The following is a 17339-nucleotide window of genomic DNA, read 5'->3' as shown; positions in this document are numbered from 1 at the left end:
CGAGCGTACTTGCCAGTGGCGTGGATGGCGCAAACGGGTCCGAGTGACGGGCGTTGGGGGCGGTAGCGTGAGACGGAACGCCAGCGCCTTTCGGAGCAGCGTGCCAGGCGTTCGGGGCGGCGATAAGGCCGGTTAGCGCGATGGCGTATCTGCTCATCGTGCGCGCGCTTCCTGTGTCAGCCGGATCCAGTTGGCGCGAAAACCAGAAAGGGCGACGCGGTGTTGCGCGCCGGGCGAAGCGCGCAAAGGACGGTTTTGGGGAAATGTGTGTGTGATGGTTTCCTGCGACGCGGAGGGCGCTTGTCGACCCACCTCTGCCGTTCAAGCGTTGAGAGCTTGAACGGCGGAGCCCAGGCCTGCGGGGCAGCACGGTACTCCCACGCGGGTGACTGTTTTCATCGACAGCGACGTGACATCCGTAGCAGTGCAAATGAAAGAAACATTCGATCCTGACAATATTCGAAGTGCTGTGGTAATCGATGAGCCGCATCCTGGTAGCTTGCTTCGAAAATATGCGGGGTATTGAACGGAGATTTCGCTGCGTCGTACGTACGCTTGCAACAGATGTTCAAATCAAAAGGGGAGCCAAGAGTGAACGCTTTCGATGCGGCTGTCCAAGCTTGGCTCGTTCATATAGGTTCATCATCCTTTTACTTTACCCACGCGGTTGGCGCGGTGGTCCAGCTTTATTTCACCAAGGGCGTCGTTCCGCTCGCGATTCTTTGTGCCATCTGGTTTCAACCAGGCGACTCACAACTAAAGCGCCGCCAAATTGTCGTCGCGACGCTGTGCGCGGCGCTCTCGGCATTCGTGATTGGCCGCCTGCTTGCGCTGACGCTGCCGTTCCGCCTCCGCCCGATTTATGAGCCCTCCGTTCATTTGTCGTTTCCACTATCCGATCAGACGGGCGACGCAATGCGCTTGTGGAGCTCGTTTCCCAGCGATCATGCCGCGCTCTGGATGGCCATAGCCGTCGGTATTTTCAGTGTCTGGAGATGGATCGGCCTGCTTGCGATCATCCATTGTGTGGTGTTCGTGTGTCTGCCTCGCATCTATTTGGGGCTGCACTATCCGACCGACGTCATCGCGGGCGCGGGCATTGGAGCCTTCTGCGCATGGCTCCTGACGCGTGCACCGATACGCTCGCGCTTCGCGCCGCTCTTCTTGCGAATTATGGAACGCAAGCAGGCCGCGGGTTATATGCTCGCTTTCCTCTTCTTCTTCGAACTCGCGACAATGTTCGAAGAGCCGCGCCTGCTCGCGGCATCGGTGCTCAAGCACATGCACCAGTCAGTTCTACATGAGGCACATCGACCGACGGCGGTCCACGCCGATGGCGTCTCGGCCACCGCACCGGGGATCACTGCGGCACACCGGTAGTGGCGCTCGATGCGTGATACATGGCTCGGCTTCCTCGTTTGTGACCTACGAATGGAACGATGTCCGCGGGCACGGAGGACATCGCTCGAATGCCCGGTGGCGTTCCCTGATCCGACGTTCAGATGTCGCGCCGAGAACAAGCTCGAACGACCGGAGATAGCCGACTGCCGCCGGACGTGGTCGGCCCTGGCCGACCCGTAGCCGTCGTTCGCTGTCTTGCAGAACGAAGGTCCCCTTGCGGCGCGGAAGTGCCATTCGCATAACCACCGCAGGCAGGAACCCCCTTTCAGTTGTGGGAAAGCGCCGCCGGTGCCAGCGGCGACTACTCACCACCAGGATCTTTTGGGATAGATCGCACCTAAGCCGTTTGTTAGAGTCGGTAATTTCGCGAGTCGTCCCAGTTGCCCGGTGATCACGCCGGGACTGTATGCTCCACGGTTGATCTCTTGAGCGAAACCGTTTCCATTGAACGGTGACGAGCAGAAAGGTCACCTGCCTGGCATTTGACTTCGCTTTCCTGGTTTCACCGCCTATAAGGGACAATCTTTGAAACGTCTCAGCCATGTGCTCATCGTGGCGTTGCTACGCACGCTTTCCATCCTTCCTTACAAATTTGTCGCCAGGCTCGGAATGGTTGTCGGCACTGCGTTGTACGCGCTTCCGAGTCGCCGCAAGCATATTGTCCTGGTGAACTTGCGTCTTTGCTTCCCAGAGAAAACCAGCCGCGAACATCAGAAACTCGCCAGAGCTCACTTCCGCCATGTTGTTCGTAGCTATCTTGAGCGCGGCATCCAGTGGTTTGGCAGTGCGCAGTCGATCCGGGATATCGTCCAGATCGAAAGCAAAATTGATCTCGATGACGATGCAGCCCCGCCCACCATCTTCATGGGTTTTCATTTTGTGGGCATTGAGGTCGGCTGCATGCTCTACTCGACGCACCTTCCCGTCGCCTCTCTGTATACGCGTATGTCAAGCACAACCCTGTGTGACCTCGCCAAGCGGCAACGCGGGAGATTCGGTGCGGAGATGATCGAGCGTGCGACCAGTGCAAGAAAGATCGTGGCATTGCTGCGTTCCGGCAAACCAGTCATGCTCGCGGCGGATATGGACCAAGGCGTTGACAACTCCGTATTTGTCCCATTCTTCGGCGTTCCCGCCTGCACGCTCACAGCCGTTTCGCGTATCGCGAGACTGGCGCGCGCGCGGGTTGTTCCCTTCGTGACCGAGGTGCTCCCGAATTATCAAGGGTATAAGCTGACAATTTTCGAGCCGCTCGCGGAGTTCCCATCGGGGAGCGATATGGTCGACGCGCGTCGCATGAATGCGTTCCTTGAGGAACAGGTCGTTAAGTTTCCCGAGCAGTATTACTGGGTGCACCGACGTTTCAAGCATCGACCACCAGGTATGGCATCGGTATATTGAACGGTTCACTGGGGCATTGAGCCTGTAGGCCGCGTTTGCCAGCAGCACCGCGTTGCGTTCGACCTTTGCGTATGCAGGCTGTGGAGCAGAAAGTGTCGGCGAGCAATGGCGAATAGATAACGCTTTCGACCGACGGTCTCTGACCAGGGACCGACGCCCCGCCGTGTCTCGATACCGCGAGAGCGGGCGCGCGGACCTCGAACGCCCGTTGACGCGGGCAGAATGGACATTTGACTGTCCATCTAAATGTGCCGACGAAAGGCTGGAGGTGGCCGATTACCGCCGGACGTGGTCGGCCGTAGCCGACCCTTTCCCGTCATTCGTTCCCGTACGCTCTCGATGGCAACTATCGGGTGCCCTGCAGACATCCGTGCGGGCATGCCAGCCGACGCGTGCTTGACCATCCCGATTGCGTCGGTCCAGTGCGGGAACCGAATCGAGCTGTAGCATTAGTCCGCAGATCGGACATCGAGAGCCAGAAACGATTGTCGGGCAACGACCGTTCGCTATTTCACGGAAGCGGAGCGGGCACCAGTCCGTACCTCGACATGACACCGATCAGCTTGTCGCGGTCGGGGGGGCCGCCGGCATTTATGATCGTTCCGACATCACGAAAATACTGCGCTCCGATGTCGGGCGTAAGGACGACGAGGGCGCGTGCTGTGTCAGTGTACGGGTTGCTGAAGTGGTGAACCGATCCTCTTGGGCTAACCCCGCATTCTCCCGGCGTCAGGTCTCGGACTATTCCATCAACCGAGCATCGAAGCACGCCCTCCAGGACATAAACGCATTCTTCGTTAAGGGTATGGCTATGTGGCGGCGGAACTGGAGAGTTGGGCGGCACTGTCAGCTCAAAAATACCCATGCCGCCAGTGGCAGTTCCGTCGATCAGGTATCGGATCTGCAATTGTCCAATGATGATTGGTTCGCCTGTCGGCGCGCCGTTGGGAGTCATTTTAAACCTCCTCCAGATCGGGATTTTTCGTCAGGCCGCTACGGTCGTAGGCAATGGAAGCAGCAATTGCGGCACGGCGCGCCGACGGAATTTTTAGATTCAATTTATCAATGGGTTTTGCCATTGCCACCGCAGCACTTCGCAGGCAGGCGTTTTCGGCGGACCGTTCAAGAAGACCAGTCGCTTCGGCAATCTGTTAAAAGCGAATGCGGCCCGCGCGAAGACGGCCCCATCTGCCTCGGTCAATGCCAGATTTTTTTCCACGAACGCGACGGGATTCTCGCCGGATTGTGGGTTCGCGACGCCATCAGCGTATTACAGTTTTGCGAGAGCCAAGGCAACTGGGACGTTTCCTTCTCCGCAAACACTCTGCGACGTTTGCGGGTTCCAGCGTTGTGCAAGACCAACTTCGAGACAAACAGTATTCTCGTCGCTACGTTCCAAGTGTGCGCTAACGCGCATACGCGTAACAATTACCTGACTTCGACGACGAGGGATGAGAGGAGTCGGCATGACCGTCCGTCATGCGAGGCGACGCCGACGTTCAAACGTCCGTGCAACGACCTGGATGAGCGGCCGTTGATGGCCGTACTTTGACCGACGGCGTGCGCCAGATCGGCCGCCACCAGACGAGTCTATGCGGGAGGCGTAAGCCGACCCTAACCAGCCAGTCACTATGGCCGGAAGCGCCGACCCCGAAGAGCGATCAGGTACGTTTCGCCAGATAGGCATCGACTAACTCGACCAGTCGTTCTCGCCCGAAGCTCCCATCATGCCCAGCGTGGACTACTTGCACGGGCAGTTCACGCAAGCGTTTCATCGTTCGCACGTAAGTCGGAATATCAGCGCCGCTTATCTCATCCAGTAGCGGGCCATCGTAGATCGCATCGCCAGAGAAAAGAGTGCCAGTAGCCGCTTCCCACAGGCCAATGCTGCCCGGTGAGTGGCCGGGCAGATGCAGAACTTCAAAATTCCTGTTGCCGAGATCAACGACGTTCCCATCCTTGACGATTTCCGTGACCGTCGCGGCCCGCACGCGATAGTCAGACATCGAGTAATCAGCGTCGGGAAGGGCCGTGATCAAATCACCGTCGAACGAATACCCGGCTTCGCGATACCGGCGAATGGCTTTGTCGCCTAATACCGACGCCAGAAGGGTGCCTGGCTCGCGCGGCGAGCGCAGATTCTCTGCCTCCAATTCGTGAACCAGTGTGTGTTCGAATTCGTGATGTCCGCCGACATGATCCGAGTGTGTATGCGTCGCAACGGCGGTTACGTTGTTCTGCAGCAGATGCTTTGCCGCATCGCGTAGGCTCGCGATACCCATGCCTGTGTCGATCATCAGGTCTCGGTCGCGGCCGCGCACATGCCAGATATTGCAGCGCATCAGCGGCACAACGTGGGGTTCCCAAAACAGGGTGATGTCATCGCTGATGCGTTTGAGTTCAAACCACCGCTGGGCAATTGGTAACCTGGTCATGTAGGGGCACTCACGAGAATGAGTTGTTACTTTGACACACTTCGCATCGCACCTCGAGATGTCTCCCGATTAGGGCTAGAGGCGCACAACCCTGTCTACGGGAACGTTCTCGATGTCGTTCATCCTGACAGCGTACAGGTATCTAACTTTGGGTACTTACGTATACAATGGTACGCATCAAGTCAGGTCCGCAGTCAACCGGCCGAAGGTGAGTCCTTGAGCGAAAAATCCAATTCATCGTTACGCGAGATCGAGCCGCCGGCGGATGCCGGACAGGGCTCGCTAGCTCAATATGTCTATACCCGGCTTCGCCAGGAAATTCGCAACCGCGAACTCGGTTCGGGCACACGGCTGCGGGAAAACGATATTGCCGAGCGTCTGGCCGTGAGTCGGACCCCCGTCCGCGAGGCGCTCAAGCGGCTCGAGTCGGAGGGCATGGTGCGTTTCGCGCCGCCACGGGGCTATGTCGTCGAGCAGCTTTCGGAACGGCAGGTCATGGAGCTTTACGCGATGCGCAAGGTCATGGTTGGCGCGGCGGCCCGCTTCGCGGCCGAGCAGGCTTCGCCGATCGAAGTGCTTTCGATGAACCAGGTCATTTCGCAACTGGAGCGCACGAAAGTGCCGGAGGAAGTAGCAGCGTTGAACCGGCGTCTGCATGAAATCATCGTGGCCGCCGCGCATAACGAGTATTTGTCGAAGGCTGCGAGTGTGCTCGGCGACGCGCTCGCGCTGCTCGGCACGACCACCTATTCGCAGCCCGGCCGCATCAAGAGCGGACTCGCGGAGAACAAGCTGATTGTTGCATGCATCGCGCGGCACGACGCGAACGGCGCGGAAAAGGCCGCGCAGGCGCACGTCGCCGCCGCGACCGAACTGCGCCTGCAGATGCTGTTCGGCCCGGAGAGCGGTCAGTCGGGAAGTTAGGATTCAGAACCGCTCGGCCGCCGTGCTGAGCGGTTCGTCCGGCGTTCCGGCGAGCGCGGGGCTGATCGTTTCGAGCTTGCGCCCCGTCGTGCGCGCACCGAATACGAGCGTGACGGCTGCGACCGCGAGCCACGCCCCGGCGATATACGCGAACACCCACACATAGCCGAAACGCGTGAAGATCGCCGCAACGATGAACGCGTTGCCGACATTGGCGAGCCGTCCCACGCCATACGCGAAGCCCGCTCCCGTGTTGCGGATATCGGTGGGATATTGCTCCGGCGTATATGCGTAGCACAGCGAAACGAAAGTCTGCGTGAGCATGCCGACGCAAAATCCGAACGGCACGATGACCGCGGGGGACGTGCCGAACCCGTAGAGCAGGCCGCACACGGCGATCAGAACGGATGTCCCGGCAATGCTGAACTTGCGCTCCACGCGGTCGGAGAGCGCGGCCGCGAGCAGGGCGCCGGGCACCGCGCCAAGATTGATCAGCGTGATGTAGGTGAGGCTTTGCACAACGGTCACGCCGTGCCGCACGAGCAAGGTCGGCACCCACGCCTGGAAACCATAGAAGCCCAGTGTCTGCAGGATCCAGATCGCCCATAGCGTGAAGGTGCGTCCGGCGTAGGGGCGCTTGAAGAGCGCGCCCCAGTGCGTGCGTGGCTCGGCGGTCTGCGAGATCAGCAGTACGGCGGGCAGCGGCCCGGCGCTGCGCTCGACTTCGGCTTCGATCGCGCGAAGCTCGCGGTCGGCTTCTTCCATGCGCCCTTGCCGCGCGAGCCAGCGCGGCGACTCGGGAAAGAAGCGCCCGAATGCGAGAAACACGGCGCCCAGCGCGCCCCAGACGAAGATGAGCCGCCATCCGTTCGGACCGAGCGGCACGACGAGCCGCGCCACCCAACTCGTGATGGGCACGGCGCTGAGCGCGATCGCCATCGCCCAGCCTTGCCAGGCGCCACGGCGCGCGGCGGGGTACATCTCCGCGATATAGGCGATCACCACGGCCGTGGCCGACGACACGCCGATGCCGGTGAGCAGCCGCGCGATCATCAGCAGCGGCACGTTGGGCGCAAGCGCGTTCGCGAGCGAGAAGAACGAATAGGTCGCCACGCACAGCATGAGCGCGCGTTTGCGCCCGATGCGGTCGGACAGCATGCCGCCGAGCGTCGCCCCGAGGAACATGCCGAAGAAGCCAGCGGAGGTGAGGAGAGCGATGCGGGTGAGCGACAGTCCCCATTCCTTGACGAGCACCGGCGCGGCATATGAAAACGTGAAGATGTCCGAGATGTCGAAAAAGAACGGCAGGCTGATGAGCAGCAGCAGCCTGCGATGAAAGCGCGAGACGGGCAGCCTGTCGACGCGCGCGGCGATCAGTTCATCGTTCATGGTCTATGTGCCCTTGCGTGCCGGCGCGCGATCAGGGAACCCAGGCGGTTTCGTCGGAACCGTCGCCGGGCGTCGTGCTCAGCGCGAGCGGTGCGCTCGCCGCGTCGGCGCCAGGCAGCGTGCGCCTCGCCATGAGCGTGCCGAGCAGGGCGATGTCGCTCGCCTCGTCGATGGCTTCGAGGCGTTCGTAGAGCGCGAGCGCTTCGGACGCGCCGATGGTTGCAATGCAACGCGCGACGAAGGCGTCGCAGCGGTCATGGTGTGCGGGCGGCGCGGCGCTCGATGGGCCATGGCGCGGCTCGCCGAAGGCGTCGGCGGCCCGCGTCAATGCGTCGGTCAATGCGTCGATCAGCGGGCCGTGCGGTGTTGGCCCGGCTGTCTCGCCTTGCTCCGCAAGCGCGACCGTATGGAGCGCCACGCGCGCGCACTGACCGGCGTGCAAGGGGGCTGTGAGCGCCTCGTCGGGCGCGGCGGCTGTGAAGTCGGCTTCATCCATCATCATTGCGCCAGGCGCGAGCGCTGCCGCCGTCGTCGAGGCGTCGAAGCGAAGCAGATGGCTTGCCGCGGCGACCGTCGCAAGCGTCGTGGCGAGCATGGGCGCGAGGTTTGGCGCAGCGCTCGCAAGCCCGTGGGCGGCCGCTTCACCCGCAAGCCATGCGGCATGGAACCGCTCACCGGAGAGCCTGCGTGCGCCGGCCAGCGCGAACAGCGCGGCGAAGCGCGCGGCGTGCGCATCGCCGTTTCCCGTGCCCGCGCCCCGCTGTCCGGCGGCTGCCGCCGCGCCGTTCGCGAGCGCGGCGTCGAGCGCCGTTGTGCGGCGCGCGGTGCCCGCAACGAGGCATGGCCCATCCTCGGCCAGCGCGCCTGGCGTATGCGCGAGCCGCTGCGCTGCCGGGCTGCCGGCCCCGCTCATCAACGCGCCGACGGTCTCGATGATGGCGTCGCGCGTCGCGGCCCGGGCGTGCGGTGTGGCCTTGCGCGCGTCGAAGGCCGCGATGCGCCGGGCCAGCGGCAGCGCGGCGGCAATGAGTGTGTGTTCGGTCATCGGTTTGCCCTCGCTGTGCGCGTTCACGAGCGCGCCGACGTGCGGCCGGCAATGCGCCCGAACGTTGCGCCCGAAACGAGCCCGGTTCCCGCCGGGTAGTTGTCGTAGAAGAGGCCGCCGACCATCTCGCCGCAGGCGGTGAGCCCCTCGATGGGCCGCCAGTCCGTGCCGATCACACGGGCCTCTTCGTCGATCTTCAGGCCGCCGAACGTGAAAGTGATGCCGCCCGTGGCCGAGTACGCATAGAACGGCGCCTTGTCGAGCTTGAGCGCCCAGTTGGTCTTGTCGGGGCTCAGGCCGTGCGTGGCGAGTCCGTCCTTGCCGGTGGGGTCGAAGCCGTCCGAGGCGTCGTGCGCGGCGGCGTTATAGGCTTGCACGGTGCGCAGCGCCTGCGCCTTGTCATCGATGTCGAGCTGGGCGATCAGCGCCTCCAGCGTGTCCGCCTTGAGCGGCTCGCTCGTCGCGTAGCGCGGTTCCAGCAGATGCACGGTCTGCGAGTCGAACAGCTGATAGACCTTCGCGCCGGGCTCCGCAAGAATCGCGCGGCCGTACTTCGCATAGGTGAACATCGCGCCGTCCTCGCCTTCGTCCACGAAGCGCAGGCCCTTGCGGTTGATCATCACGCCATAGAGGTAGCTCAGGCGATTGCTGCGGTCGGTCATTTCGCGCGGCGCGAAGTTGCCCCAGTCGGCGCTGATCGGCGTGGCGTGGCAGCCGCTCCACTGGCCCCACGGCATCGCGCCGATCTCCATTGCCATGCGCAAGCCATCGCCCTGGTTGTGCGGCGTGCCGCGCACCTTCGCCCCACCCACGAGCGGGCCGATATGCTGCGTGCGCATCTGCACGTTCGCCTCGAAGCCGCCGCAGCCGAGGATCACCGAGCGGCTGTTGAGCGTGCGGATGCCTTCGTCGTCGCGCACGCGCACGCCGCATACGCGGCCGCTCGCGTCCTGCAGCAGCGCCGTGACGGCCGCGCCGTAACGCACCTCGATGTCGAGTCGCTCCGCCGCCGCGAACCAGCCGCGCGACAGGCCCACGCCCTCGTGTTCCGCGCGCACCACGAGCCCGCGCGCCCAGATGATCTGATTTCCCTTGCGCACGCCGGTGAGGCTCACGGCCGGCTCCATGCGGATCTGGCCGGTTTCGTGCATCCAGAACACGGTGTCTTTCGAATTGTCGACGAGCACGCGCGAGAGCACAGGGTCGGTCTGGCCGCTCGTCACGCGCATGAGGTCGCCGTGAAAGTCGCTGCGCGTGTAAGGATGGATGCCCGCGTAAAAGTCCTCGAACTCCTTTTCCACGCCCGGCAGGAGCGGGCCGATCTCGCGCGGGTCGTCGAAGGCGAAGCGCAGCACGCCGCCGCTCCAGTGCGTGTTGCCGCCGCGCATGCCGCGCGGCGCCTTTTCCAGCACGACAACGCGTTGGGCGCCGTTTTCGCGCGCCGATACGGCGGCGGCCAGTGCGGCGTTGCCTGCGCCTACCACGATCACGTCATAGTCGGTCATTCCGGGGCTCCTCTCAGTGTGGACGTTTGCTGGCGTTTCGATGTCGGTCCGAATGATGGCCTGCGCGTTTCGTCCGGCCTGGCACCGGCAATCGTTTCGCGCGCAACCAAACGCTTTTCTCGCGCTTTCCGCGTACTTCGCTGACGACACGCAGACCGCCTGATTGTCCGAGTCAGAATACGACTGTATACACAAGTACTCCAGTAAGTACATTCCCTGGCTACATGACGGGTCGAGGAAAGGACTAGGCTTTCGCCATCTCGTCGGCCATGGCGAGCGTGCGCAGTGACGATTCGTTGTGTGTGCCACGGTTCGCGCGCCGGTATGTCTGCGGGTAAGCCTGCTGCGCCGGAAGCCTTGCACCGATCCGGCCACCGCCGCCACGCACGCAGGGCCGTGCGCTGCGGCAAATGAATCAGAACCACAAGAACGTGCCTCGGCAAGCGGCGTGTGTCCGTTGGCCCGAGCCTTTGTGCAGAGCCAGGAGACATGAGCATGGCAACCCCGAGCGGCCCCTTGTCGATTCCCGTCAGCAGCGCAGCCGCGATTTCGGAGCAGGCCACTTACCGCAAGGTGGCGTGGCGCCTCACGCCGCTGTTGCTGCTGTGCTATGTGGTCGCCTACCTCGACCGCGTGAACGTGGGCTTCGCCAAGCTGCAGATGGCCGCCGACCTGCAGCTATCGGACGCCGTCTATGGCTTCGGCGCGGGCGTGTTCTTTCTCGGCTATTTCCTCTTCGAGGTGCCGAGCAATCTGATCCTGCATCGCGTCGGCGCGCGGGTATGGATCGCGCGCATCATGATCACGTGGGGCGTGGTCTCGGCGCTGACGATGTTCGTGCGCACGCCGGGCATGTTCTTCGTGATGCGCTTCTTGCTCGGCGTGGCCGAAGCGGGCTTCTTTCCCGGTGTGATCCTGTATTTGACGTATTGGTATCCGTCGAGCCGGCGCGGCATGACGACGGCGTGGCTCGTCACCGCCGTGGCGCTCTCCGGGCTGATCGGCGGCCCGCTTTCGGGCTGGCTGCTCAAGACGCTCGACGGCGTGAACCAGTGGCACGGCTGGCAGTGGCTCTTTCTGGTGGAGGGGCTGCCTTCCGTCCTTGTCGGCTTCGTCGTGCTGGCGAAGCTCGACGAGCGCATCGAAACGGCCCGCTGGCTCAGCGACGACGAAAAGTCGCTCCTGCTCGCCAATCTGCGCGCGGACGCCCAGGCGAAACCCGTTGTCTGCCTGCGTGCGCTCTTTGCGAATCCGCGCGTCTGGCTCATTTCGCTCATCCACTTCCTGTTCGTGATGGGGCTCTACGGCGTGGGCTTCTGGCTGCCCACCATCATCAAGAGCACCGGCGTGGCCGATCCGCTGACGATTGGTCTGCTCTCGGCGATTCCGTTCGGCGCGGCCGTGATCGCGATGCTGGCGGCGGCGAGGCACGCCGACCACCGCCGCGAGCGCCGCAAGCACGTCGCGGCTTCGGCGTTGGCGGGCGCGCTCGGGCTTCTGCTCGCCGTGCTCTGGGCGAACCACACAGCGCTCGCCATGTGTGCACTGACGCTCGCGACGGCCGGCATCATCACGACGCTGCCGCTGTTCTGGTGCTTGCCCACGGCGTTCCTGGGCGGCGCGGCGGCGGCGGCCGGTATCGCATTCATCAACGCAATCGGCAATCTCGCGGGTTTTCTCGGGCCATACGCGGTGGGCTGGCTTAAGGAGGCGACGCATAGCAGCGCGCCGGCCATGTATCTGCTCGCGGCATGCATGGCGCTCGGCGCGCTGCTCGCGCTCGCGTTGCCGGCGCGGCTCGTGGACCGTTAGCGCGCCGCGCAAACCGCACAACCACCCGGCGCGCGCGACGCGCGGCCAGATCAAGGAGGCGATGTGGATATCAGGAAGTGTCGGCTGTATATCGGTGGGCAGCGTGTCGAGGCGCACAGCGCTCGCGTGCTGCCGAGCGTGAATCCCTATACGGGCGAAGTGTGGGCCGAGATTCCCGAGGCGGACGAAGCGGACGTCGCGCGCGCGGTGGCGGCCGCGACGCGCGCCTTTCACGACGGCTGGCGGCAGACTTCGGGCGTGGCGCGCGCAGCGCTCATGCTCAAGCTCGCCGCGCTGATCGAAGCCAATGCGGACCGCATGTCGGCAATCGAGAGCGCCGACAATGGCAAGATCGTCCGCGAGACGCGCCCGCAAATGCTGTGGGTGGGACGCCAGTTGCGCTATTTCGCCGGCTACGCCGACAAGCTGTTCGGCCAGCATGTTCCGCTCGATCAGGCCGATACGCTCGACTTCGTTTCGCTCGAACCGTATGGCGTGGTGGGCCTCATCACGGCCTGGAACTCGCCGCTCTCGCTGCTCGCGAACAAGCTCGCGCCCGCGCTCGCCGCGGGTAACTGCGTGGTGGTGAAGCCGTCCGAGCACGCTTCAGTGTCGACGCTCGAATTCGCCTCGCTGGTCGAGGAAGCGGGTTTTCCGCCGGGTGTATTCAACGTGGTGACCGGCGGCGCCGAAACCGGGCGCGCGCTCGTGAACGATCCCGGCATTGCGCTCGTGAGCTTCACGGGTAGCGCCAACGTGGGCCGCGAGATCGCGGCGGCGGCGGGGCGGCGCCTCGTTCCCGTGAAGCTGGAACTGGGCGGCAAGTCGCCCAACATCATTTTCGACGACGCCGATCTCGACAAGGCCGTGGTGGGCGCGCTCGCCGGCATCTTCGGCGCGACCGGGCAAACCTGCGTGGCGGGCTCGCGCCTCTTCGTGCAGCGCGGCGTGTATGCCGAGGTGGTCGAGCGTCTCGCCGTACGCGCGCGGGCCATCCGCATGGGCGACCCGTGCGATGCGGCCACCGAAATGGGCACCGTGGCCAACGAGCCGCAGTTCCGCCGCATCCTCGCCGCCATCGAGGCGGCCAAGGCCGCGGGCGCGCGCCTCGTCACGGGCGGCGCGCGCGCGCAAGGCGCGGCGCTCGGCAAGGGCTTCTTCATCGAACCGACCATCTTCGCCGATGTCGACAACGCCAGCGAACTCGCCCAGGAAGAGATCTTCGGCCCCGTGCTCGCGATCATTGCGTTCGACACCGAAGCCGAGGCGATCAAACTCGCCAACGACTCGCGCTATGGCCTCGCGGCCGGCATCTGGTCGCAGGACATTTCGCGTGCGATGCGTGTGTCGAAGGCGCTGAACTGCGGCACCGTGTGGGTCAACACCTATCGCGCACTCGCGGCGCAGGCGCCGTTCGGCGGCATGAAGGAATCGGGCATCGGCCGCGAGCGCGGCGAAGCGGGGCTGCGCGAATACCTGACCACGAAGAACGTGATGATCGATTACTCGAGCGCCGTGCGCGACCCGTTCGCGATCCGCACGTGAGCGCGCGGCCAGAACGCATGACAGGAGAAGCAGGCATATGAACGCGATTACCCGTATCGGATTCATCGGGCTTGGCGTGATGGGCGGCCCCATGTGCGCGAATCTCGCGCGCAAGTCGGCGCTGCCGGTTCACGCATTCGACATGTCGAAGGAGGCGCTCGCCGAAGCCGTCGCGAACGGCGTCACCGCGGAGGCTTCGCCGACGGCAGTGGCGCGCGCCGCCGACATCGTGTTTCTCTCGCTGCCCTCGATCGATCAGGTCGAGAGCGTGTGCGCCGAACTCGCGAGCGCAGGCGAGCGCCTGCGAACCATCGTGGACATGAGCACGAGCGATGTCGCACGCACGCGCGCGCTGGCGCAGAAGCTCGGCGAGCGCGGCATCACGCTGATCGACGCACCGGTGGCCCGCACGCGCGAGGCCGCCGTGAAGGGCACGCTGATGATTTCGGTGGGCGCGACCGAGGCCGACTTCGCGGCCGTGCAGCCGCTGCTCGCGCTGATGGGCTCGGACGTGCTGCATTGCGGGCCGGTCGGCAACGGCCAGACGATCAAGATCCTCAACAACATGCTGGTGTTCATGACCGTCAACGCGCTTTCGGAAATCATCACGCTCGGCCGGCGCGCGGGCTTCGACGGCGAGACGCTTTTCAGCCTGCTCTCGAAGGGCTCCGCGGACAGCTTCGTGCTGCGCAATCACGGCATGAAGTCGCTCGTGCCGGACAGCTTTCCCGAGAAGGTGTTCCCGCTCGTCTACGCGATCAAGGACGCGGGGCTCGCGCTCAATCTCGCGGCGGAGGCGGGGTTCGAGCCGCATATCGCGAACTACACGTATGACCTCATGTGCCGTGCGCGCGACGCGGGCTTCGGCCAGAACTATCACCCGGCGATCGTGCAGCTCGTGGACGGGCGCGTCGGCTCGCCCGCGCCACAGCGGCACGTGAGCGAGCCGGACTGAGACAGCTTTGCGCCACGCGCCGCTTTCGCGGCGGCGCAGTGCAGCGCGCACACGGACTTTCGCTGGATCGCCGACATCAAGGAGACGGACAATGACAATGGCCTCACAGGAAGCCGCGATCATTTCGAAGATTCGCCGGCATATCGTGCCGCTCCTGATGCTGTGCTATTTCGCGGCGTACCTCGACCGCGTGAACCTCAGCTTCGCCGCGCTCTCAATGAACGAGGAACTGGGCTTCACGCCCGCCGTGTTCGGCGCCGGGGCAGGTATTTTCTTTTTGGGCTACGTACTGTTCGAGGTGCCACGCAATCTGGCGCTGCGCCGCTTCGGCGCGCGCCGATGGTTCGCGCGCATCATGCTCACGTGGGGTGTACTTTCGCTGATGTTCGCCTTCGTGCGCACGACGCCGCAATTCATGGGCTTGCGCTTCCTGCTGGGCGTGGCCGAAGCCGGCTTCTTTCCCGGCGTGATGTTCTTTCTCACGCAGTGGTTTCCCGCCACGCACCGCGCACGCATGATCGGCGCGTTCGCCGTGGCGATTCCGGCCTCTGCGGGCATCGGCGCGCCGCTTTCCGGCCTGCTGCTGAACCTGCACGGCGCGGGCGGCCTGAGCGGCTGGCAGTGGCTTTTCATCATCGAGGCAGTGCCTTCGCTCGTGCTCGGCGTCGTGCTGCTGCGCACGCTGGCCGACTCGCCGAGCGAGGCCGCCTGGCTCGACGACGAGGAGCGCCGCTGGCTTGGCACGCGCCTCGCCGATGAGCGCCGCGCGCTGCCGCCCGGCGACGGTCATGCGGGCGCGTGGCGCGCGCTGCGCAATCCGCGCGCGTGGGCGCTCGGCTTCGTGTATTGCGGGATCGTCGCGGCCAATTACGGCGTGACCTTCTTCCTGCCGCAGATCGTGCGCGCTTTCGGCGCGTCGTTCACGGCGGTGGGCTTCATGTCGGCGTTGCCGTTCGTCGCGGCGGCGATCGGCGTGCTGTGGTGGGGCGCGCGCTCGGACCGGCTGCGCGAGCGGCGCTGGCACCTCATGATTCCCGGCATGGTCGCGGTGCTGGCGCTGATCGTCGTCGCGCTGACCGACTATCCGCCGGTGCGGCTCGCCGCGTTGATTGCCGGCGGCTTCGGCGCGTTCGCCAATCTCCCGGTGTTCTGGGCGCTCACGCCCACGCTGCTCGCGCAAGCCGAGGCGGCGGCGGGCATTGCGGTCGTCAGTTCGATCGGCAATATCGCCGGGTTTCTCGCGCCCTATGCGGTTGGCGTGCTCAAGCAGGAGACCGGCACGTTTGCGAGCGGAATGCTGGGGCTCGCGGGTTTCATCGTGGTGACGTTGATCGTGGCCGCCGTGTTGCTGCGCACGCGTCGCGAGGGCGCGGCACTCGCCAGCCGCGCGGCGCCTTGACCCAAAGCGGGATTCGGTAGCAGGGCGGCTCCGGCCGCGCTGCGGAGCGCGTCCGGGCGCCGCCTGAGGGTACACGCCCGGATGCCCGGGCGCGCAGTGTTTGCGCGCGTTTCTTTTCTTTGCAACGTTTTGCTGGACATGCCCGAATGGCCGATGCGAACAGTCATGCCGCCACAGGTCACTTCGTACAACGAAGCGACACGCAGACGCATCGCGCGCCTGCGCGTGCTCAGCAAGCGTCATACCGGCTGACGAACCGGCGCCCAGGCGAACGAATCGTCCTGACGCACGCCAACCGCGCCGCAGGCGAGCAGCGCCGCGCACTCCTGTGCGCTGAGCCCGGCGGCTTCGAGCACCTCGAGCGTGTGCTCGCCGAGTTCCGGCGGTGGCAGCGTGCCGGGCGATGCGCCTTGCTCGGCCATGCGCGGAAACTCGGGCACGTCGAACGGCAAGCCGCGATAGTCGACCGCGCGCAGTTTCCCCGGCTGATGCGCCTGCGGCGCTTCGAGCACGCGTTCGAGCGGCAACACCTCAGTGCAACCCACGCCGATTGCCTTCAGGCGCGCGGCAACGTCGTCGAAGGCACAGGCGCGCACGGCATGGCGCACGATCTCCTCGACGCTCTCCCGCGCCTTCTTGCGCTGACGCAGCGTGGCGAGCGACGCATCGGCGGCCTGCGGCAGGCCGAGCGCTTCGCAGAACTTGCGCCAGTGGGCGTCGTTGAGCATGAGCAGATAGATCCAGCGGTCGTCGGCCGTGAGGTACGCGCCATAGCCCGGCATGCTGAATTCGCCGTGCGGCTCGCGCTCCGGCCGGCCGAAAAGATGCGTCTTCAACTGCACGCCGACGAGATCCCGCGACGCCACATGCAGGCCCGTTTCATAGAGCCCGACCTCCACGTGGCGCTCGCCGCCGTCCGCGTGTTCGCGGCCTTCGAGCAAGGTCGCGAGGATGCCGATCACTGCATAGGCGCCCGCAAACTGATCGTGATACGAGGGCCCGAGGCGGCTTGGGCGGCCATTCACGCGATTGGCCTCCATCACGCCGGTGGAGGCCTCGGCAACGGGGTTCGACGCGAGATCTTCGGCCTGCGGCCCCGCCGCATAGCCGCGGATATGGCAGTAGACGAGCGCGGGATTGACGGCGCGGCACGCTTCGCGCGTCACGCCGAGCTTGCACGCGGCTTTGGGCGCGAGATTGTGCACGAGCACGTCGGCTTGGGCCACGAGCTTCATGAATGCCGCCTGGCCTTCGGGCTTGCCGAGGTCGAGGCACACGCTCTTCTTGCCGTGGCTATAGGCGATGAATGTCCCGCTCGGGCCGCCGCGCACGAGGCTGCGCGTCGGGTCGCCGGCGGGCGGCTCGATCTTGATGACCTCGGCGCCCAGCTGCGCAAGGATGTGGCTGGCGAAAGGGGCGGCGAGCATGGTGCCCAGTTCGATGATGCGTCGTCCGGCGAGGGGTGCGTGTCTCATGGGTTTCTCGGTGGTGGGATGAGAAAGGCGTCTAAGAATGCATTCTATATTCC

The 17339-nt window shown here is 64.6% G+C and carries 14 protein-coding genes; 7 read left to right on the top strand and 7 right to left on the bottom strand.

Annotated elements, in window-relative coordinates; genetic code table 11:
- Positions 1-591: 591 nt before the first annotated feature.
- Positions 592-1380 carry a phosphatase PAP2 family protein gene (locus U5A58_RS15940; RefSeq protein WP_321962124.1) on the top strand — a complete coding sequence of 263 codons (789 nt, stop codon included), beginning with the start codon at positions 592-594 and terminating at the stop codon, positions 1378-1380.
- Positions 1381-1926: 546 nt separating this feature from the next.
- Positions 1927-2802, top strand: coding sequence for a lipid A biosynthesis lauroyl acyltransferase (locus U5A58_RS15935; protein WP_321914482.1), 876 nt, complete (start codon positions 1927-1929; stop codon positions 2800-2802).
- 511 nt (positions 2803-3313) lie between these two features.
- Here U5A58_RS15935 and U5A58_RS15930 read toward each other — a convergent pair.
- From U5A58_RS15930 to U5A58_RS15920, 3 genes are all read right to left on the bottom strand, one after another.
- On the bottom strand, positions 3314-3757 hold the full coding sequence (locus tag U5A58_RS15930; protein ID WP_321962123.1) for a cupin domain-containing protein: 444 nt from the start codon (positions 3755-3757) through the stop codon (positions 3314-3316).
- A gap of 1 nt (position 3758) precedes the next feature.
- Positions 3759-3881, bottom strand: coding sequence for a hypothetical protein (locus U5A58_RS15925; RefSeq protein WP_321918087.1), 123 nt, complete (start codon positions 3879-3881; stop codon positions 3759-3761).
- Positions 3882-4463: 582 nt separating this feature from the next.
- Positions 4464-5237: an MBL fold metallo-hydrolase gene (locus U5A58_RS15920; protein ID WP_321962122.1), complete on the bottom strand. Its 774-nt coding sequence runs from the start codon at positions 5235-5237 to the stop codon at positions 4464-4466.
- 216 nt (positions 5238-5453) lie between these two features.
- Between U5A58_RS15920 and U5A58_RS15915 the strand changes: the two genes are divergently transcribed.
- Positions 5454-6161, top strand: coding sequence for a GntR family transcriptional regulator (locus tag U5A58_RS15915; RefSeq protein ID WP_321962121.1), 708 nt, complete (start codon positions 5454-5456; stop codon positions 6159-6161).
- Between the two features lie 3 nt (positions 6162-6164).
- Here the strand turns inward: U5A58_RS15915 and U5A58_RS15910 are convergent, their stop codons facing one another.
- Genes U5A58_RS15910 through tcuA form a run of 3 tightly spaced genes read right to left on the bottom strand, consistent with a single transcriptional unit; the run spans position 6165 to position 10100 of the window.
- Positions 6165-7550, bottom strand: coding sequence for an MFS transporter (locus tag U5A58_RS15910; protein WP_321962120.1), 1386 nt, complete (start codon positions 7548-7550; stop codon positions 6165-6167).
- 31 nt (positions 7551-7581) lie between these two features.
- A complete protein-coding gene (locus U5A58_RS15905) occupies positions 7582-8595 on the bottom strand; it encodes an MmgE/PrpD family protein (protein ID WP_321962119.1) in 1014 nt (337 codons plus the stop codon).
- A gap of 23 nt (positions 8596-8618) precedes the next feature.
- Positions 8619-10100 (bottom strand): FAD-dependent tricarballylate dehydrogenase TcuA, encoded by a 1482-nt coding sequence (gene tcuA, locus U5A58_RS15900; protein WP_321933496.1) that lies wholly within the window; start codon positions 10098-10100, stop codon positions 8619-8621.
- Positions 10101-10595: 495 nt separating this feature from the next.
- On the opposite strand from tcuA, the gene U5A58_RS15895 reads away from it, so the two are divergent.
- From U5A58_RS15895 to U5A58_RS15880, 4 genes are all read left to right on the top strand, one after another.
- Positions 10596-11912, top strand: a complete 1317-nt coding sequence (locus U5A58_RS15895; protein WP_321962118.1) for an MFS transporter — start codon at positions 10596-10598, stop codon at positions 11910-11912.
- A 63-nt stretch (positions 11913-11975) separates the two neighbouring features.
- On the top strand, positions 11976-13457 hold the full coding sequence (locus U5A58_RS15890) for an aldehyde dehydrogenase (RefSeq protein ID WP_321914488.1): 1482 nt from the start codon (positions 11976-11978) through the stop codon (positions 13455-13457).
- Between the two features lie 37 nt (positions 13458-13494).
- Positions 13495-14412 (top strand): NAD(P)-dependent oxidoreductase, encoded by a 918-nt coding sequence (locus U5A58_RS15885; protein WP_321914489.1) that lies wholly within the window; start codon positions 13495-13497, stop codon positions 14410-14412.
- Positions 14413-14503: 91 nt separating this feature from the next.
- Positions 14504-15811 (top strand): MFS transporter, encoded by a 1308-nt coding sequence (locus U5A58_RS15880; RefSeq protein WP_321962117.1) that lies wholly within the window; start codon positions 14504-14506, stop codon positions 15809-15811.
- 239 nt (positions 15812-16050) lie between these two features.
- Here U5A58_RS15880 and U5A58_RS15875 read toward each other — a convergent pair whose 3' ends face one another.
- Positions 16051-17286, bottom strand: a complete 1236-nt coding sequence (locus tag U5A58_RS15875; protein WP_321962116.1) for a CaiB/BaiF CoA-transferase family protein — start codon at positions 17284-17286, stop codon at positions 16051-16053.
- Positions 17287-17339 lie beyond the last annotated feature (53 nt).

The sequence above is a fragment of the Paraburkholderia sp. J7 genome (assembly GCF_905220155.1).
Lineage (GTDB): Bacteria > Pseudomonadota > Gammaproteobacteria > Burkholderiales > Burkholderiaceae > Paraburkholderia.
The sequence above is the reverse complement of the archived record's forward strand: the minus strand, read 5'-3'. Positions and strand labels throughout refer to the sequence as shown.

Bases quoted from the DNA above. Each gene is read 5' to 3' on its own strand.
- U5A58_RS15930 (WP_321962123.1), bottom strand. From the start codon at position 3,757: ATGACTCCCAACGGCGCGCCGACAGGCGAACCAATCATCATTGGACAA.
- U5A58_RS15925 (WP_321918087.1), bottom strand. From the start codon at position 3,881: ATGGCAAAACCCATTGATAAATTGAATCTAAAAATTCCGTCGGCGCGC.
- U5A58_RS15920 (WP_321962122.1), bottom strand. From the start codon at position 5,237: ATGACCAGGTTACCAATTGCCCAGCGGTGGTTTGAACTCAAACGCATC.
- U5A58_RS15910 (WP_321962120.1), bottom strand. From the start codon at position 7,550: ATGAACGATGAACTGATCGCCGCGCGCGTCGACAGGCTGCCCGTCTCG.
- U5A58_RS15905 (WP_321962119.1), bottom strand. From the start codon at position 8,595: ATGACCGAACACACACTCATTGCCGCCGCGCTGCCGCTGGCCCGGCGC.
- tcuA (WP_321933496.1), bottom strand. From the start codon at position 10,100: ATGACCGACTATGACGTGATCGTGGTAGGCGCAGGCAACGCCGCACTG.
- U5A58_RS15895 (WP_321962118.1), top strand. From the start codon at position 10,596: ATGGCAACCCCGAGCGGCCCCTTGTCGATTCCCGTCAGCAGCGCAGCC.
- U5A58_RS15885 (WP_321914489.1), top strand. From the start codon at position 13,495: ATGAACGCGATTACCCGTATCGGATTCATCGGGCTTGGCGTGATGGGC.
- U5A58_RS15880 (WP_321962117.1), top strand. From the start codon at position 14,504: ATGACAATGGCCTCACAGGAAGCCGCGATCATTTCGAAGATTCGCCGG.
- U5A58_RS15875 (WP_321962116.1), bottom strand. From the start codon at position 17,286: ATGAGACACGCACCCCTCGCCGGACGACGCATCATCGAACTGGGCACC.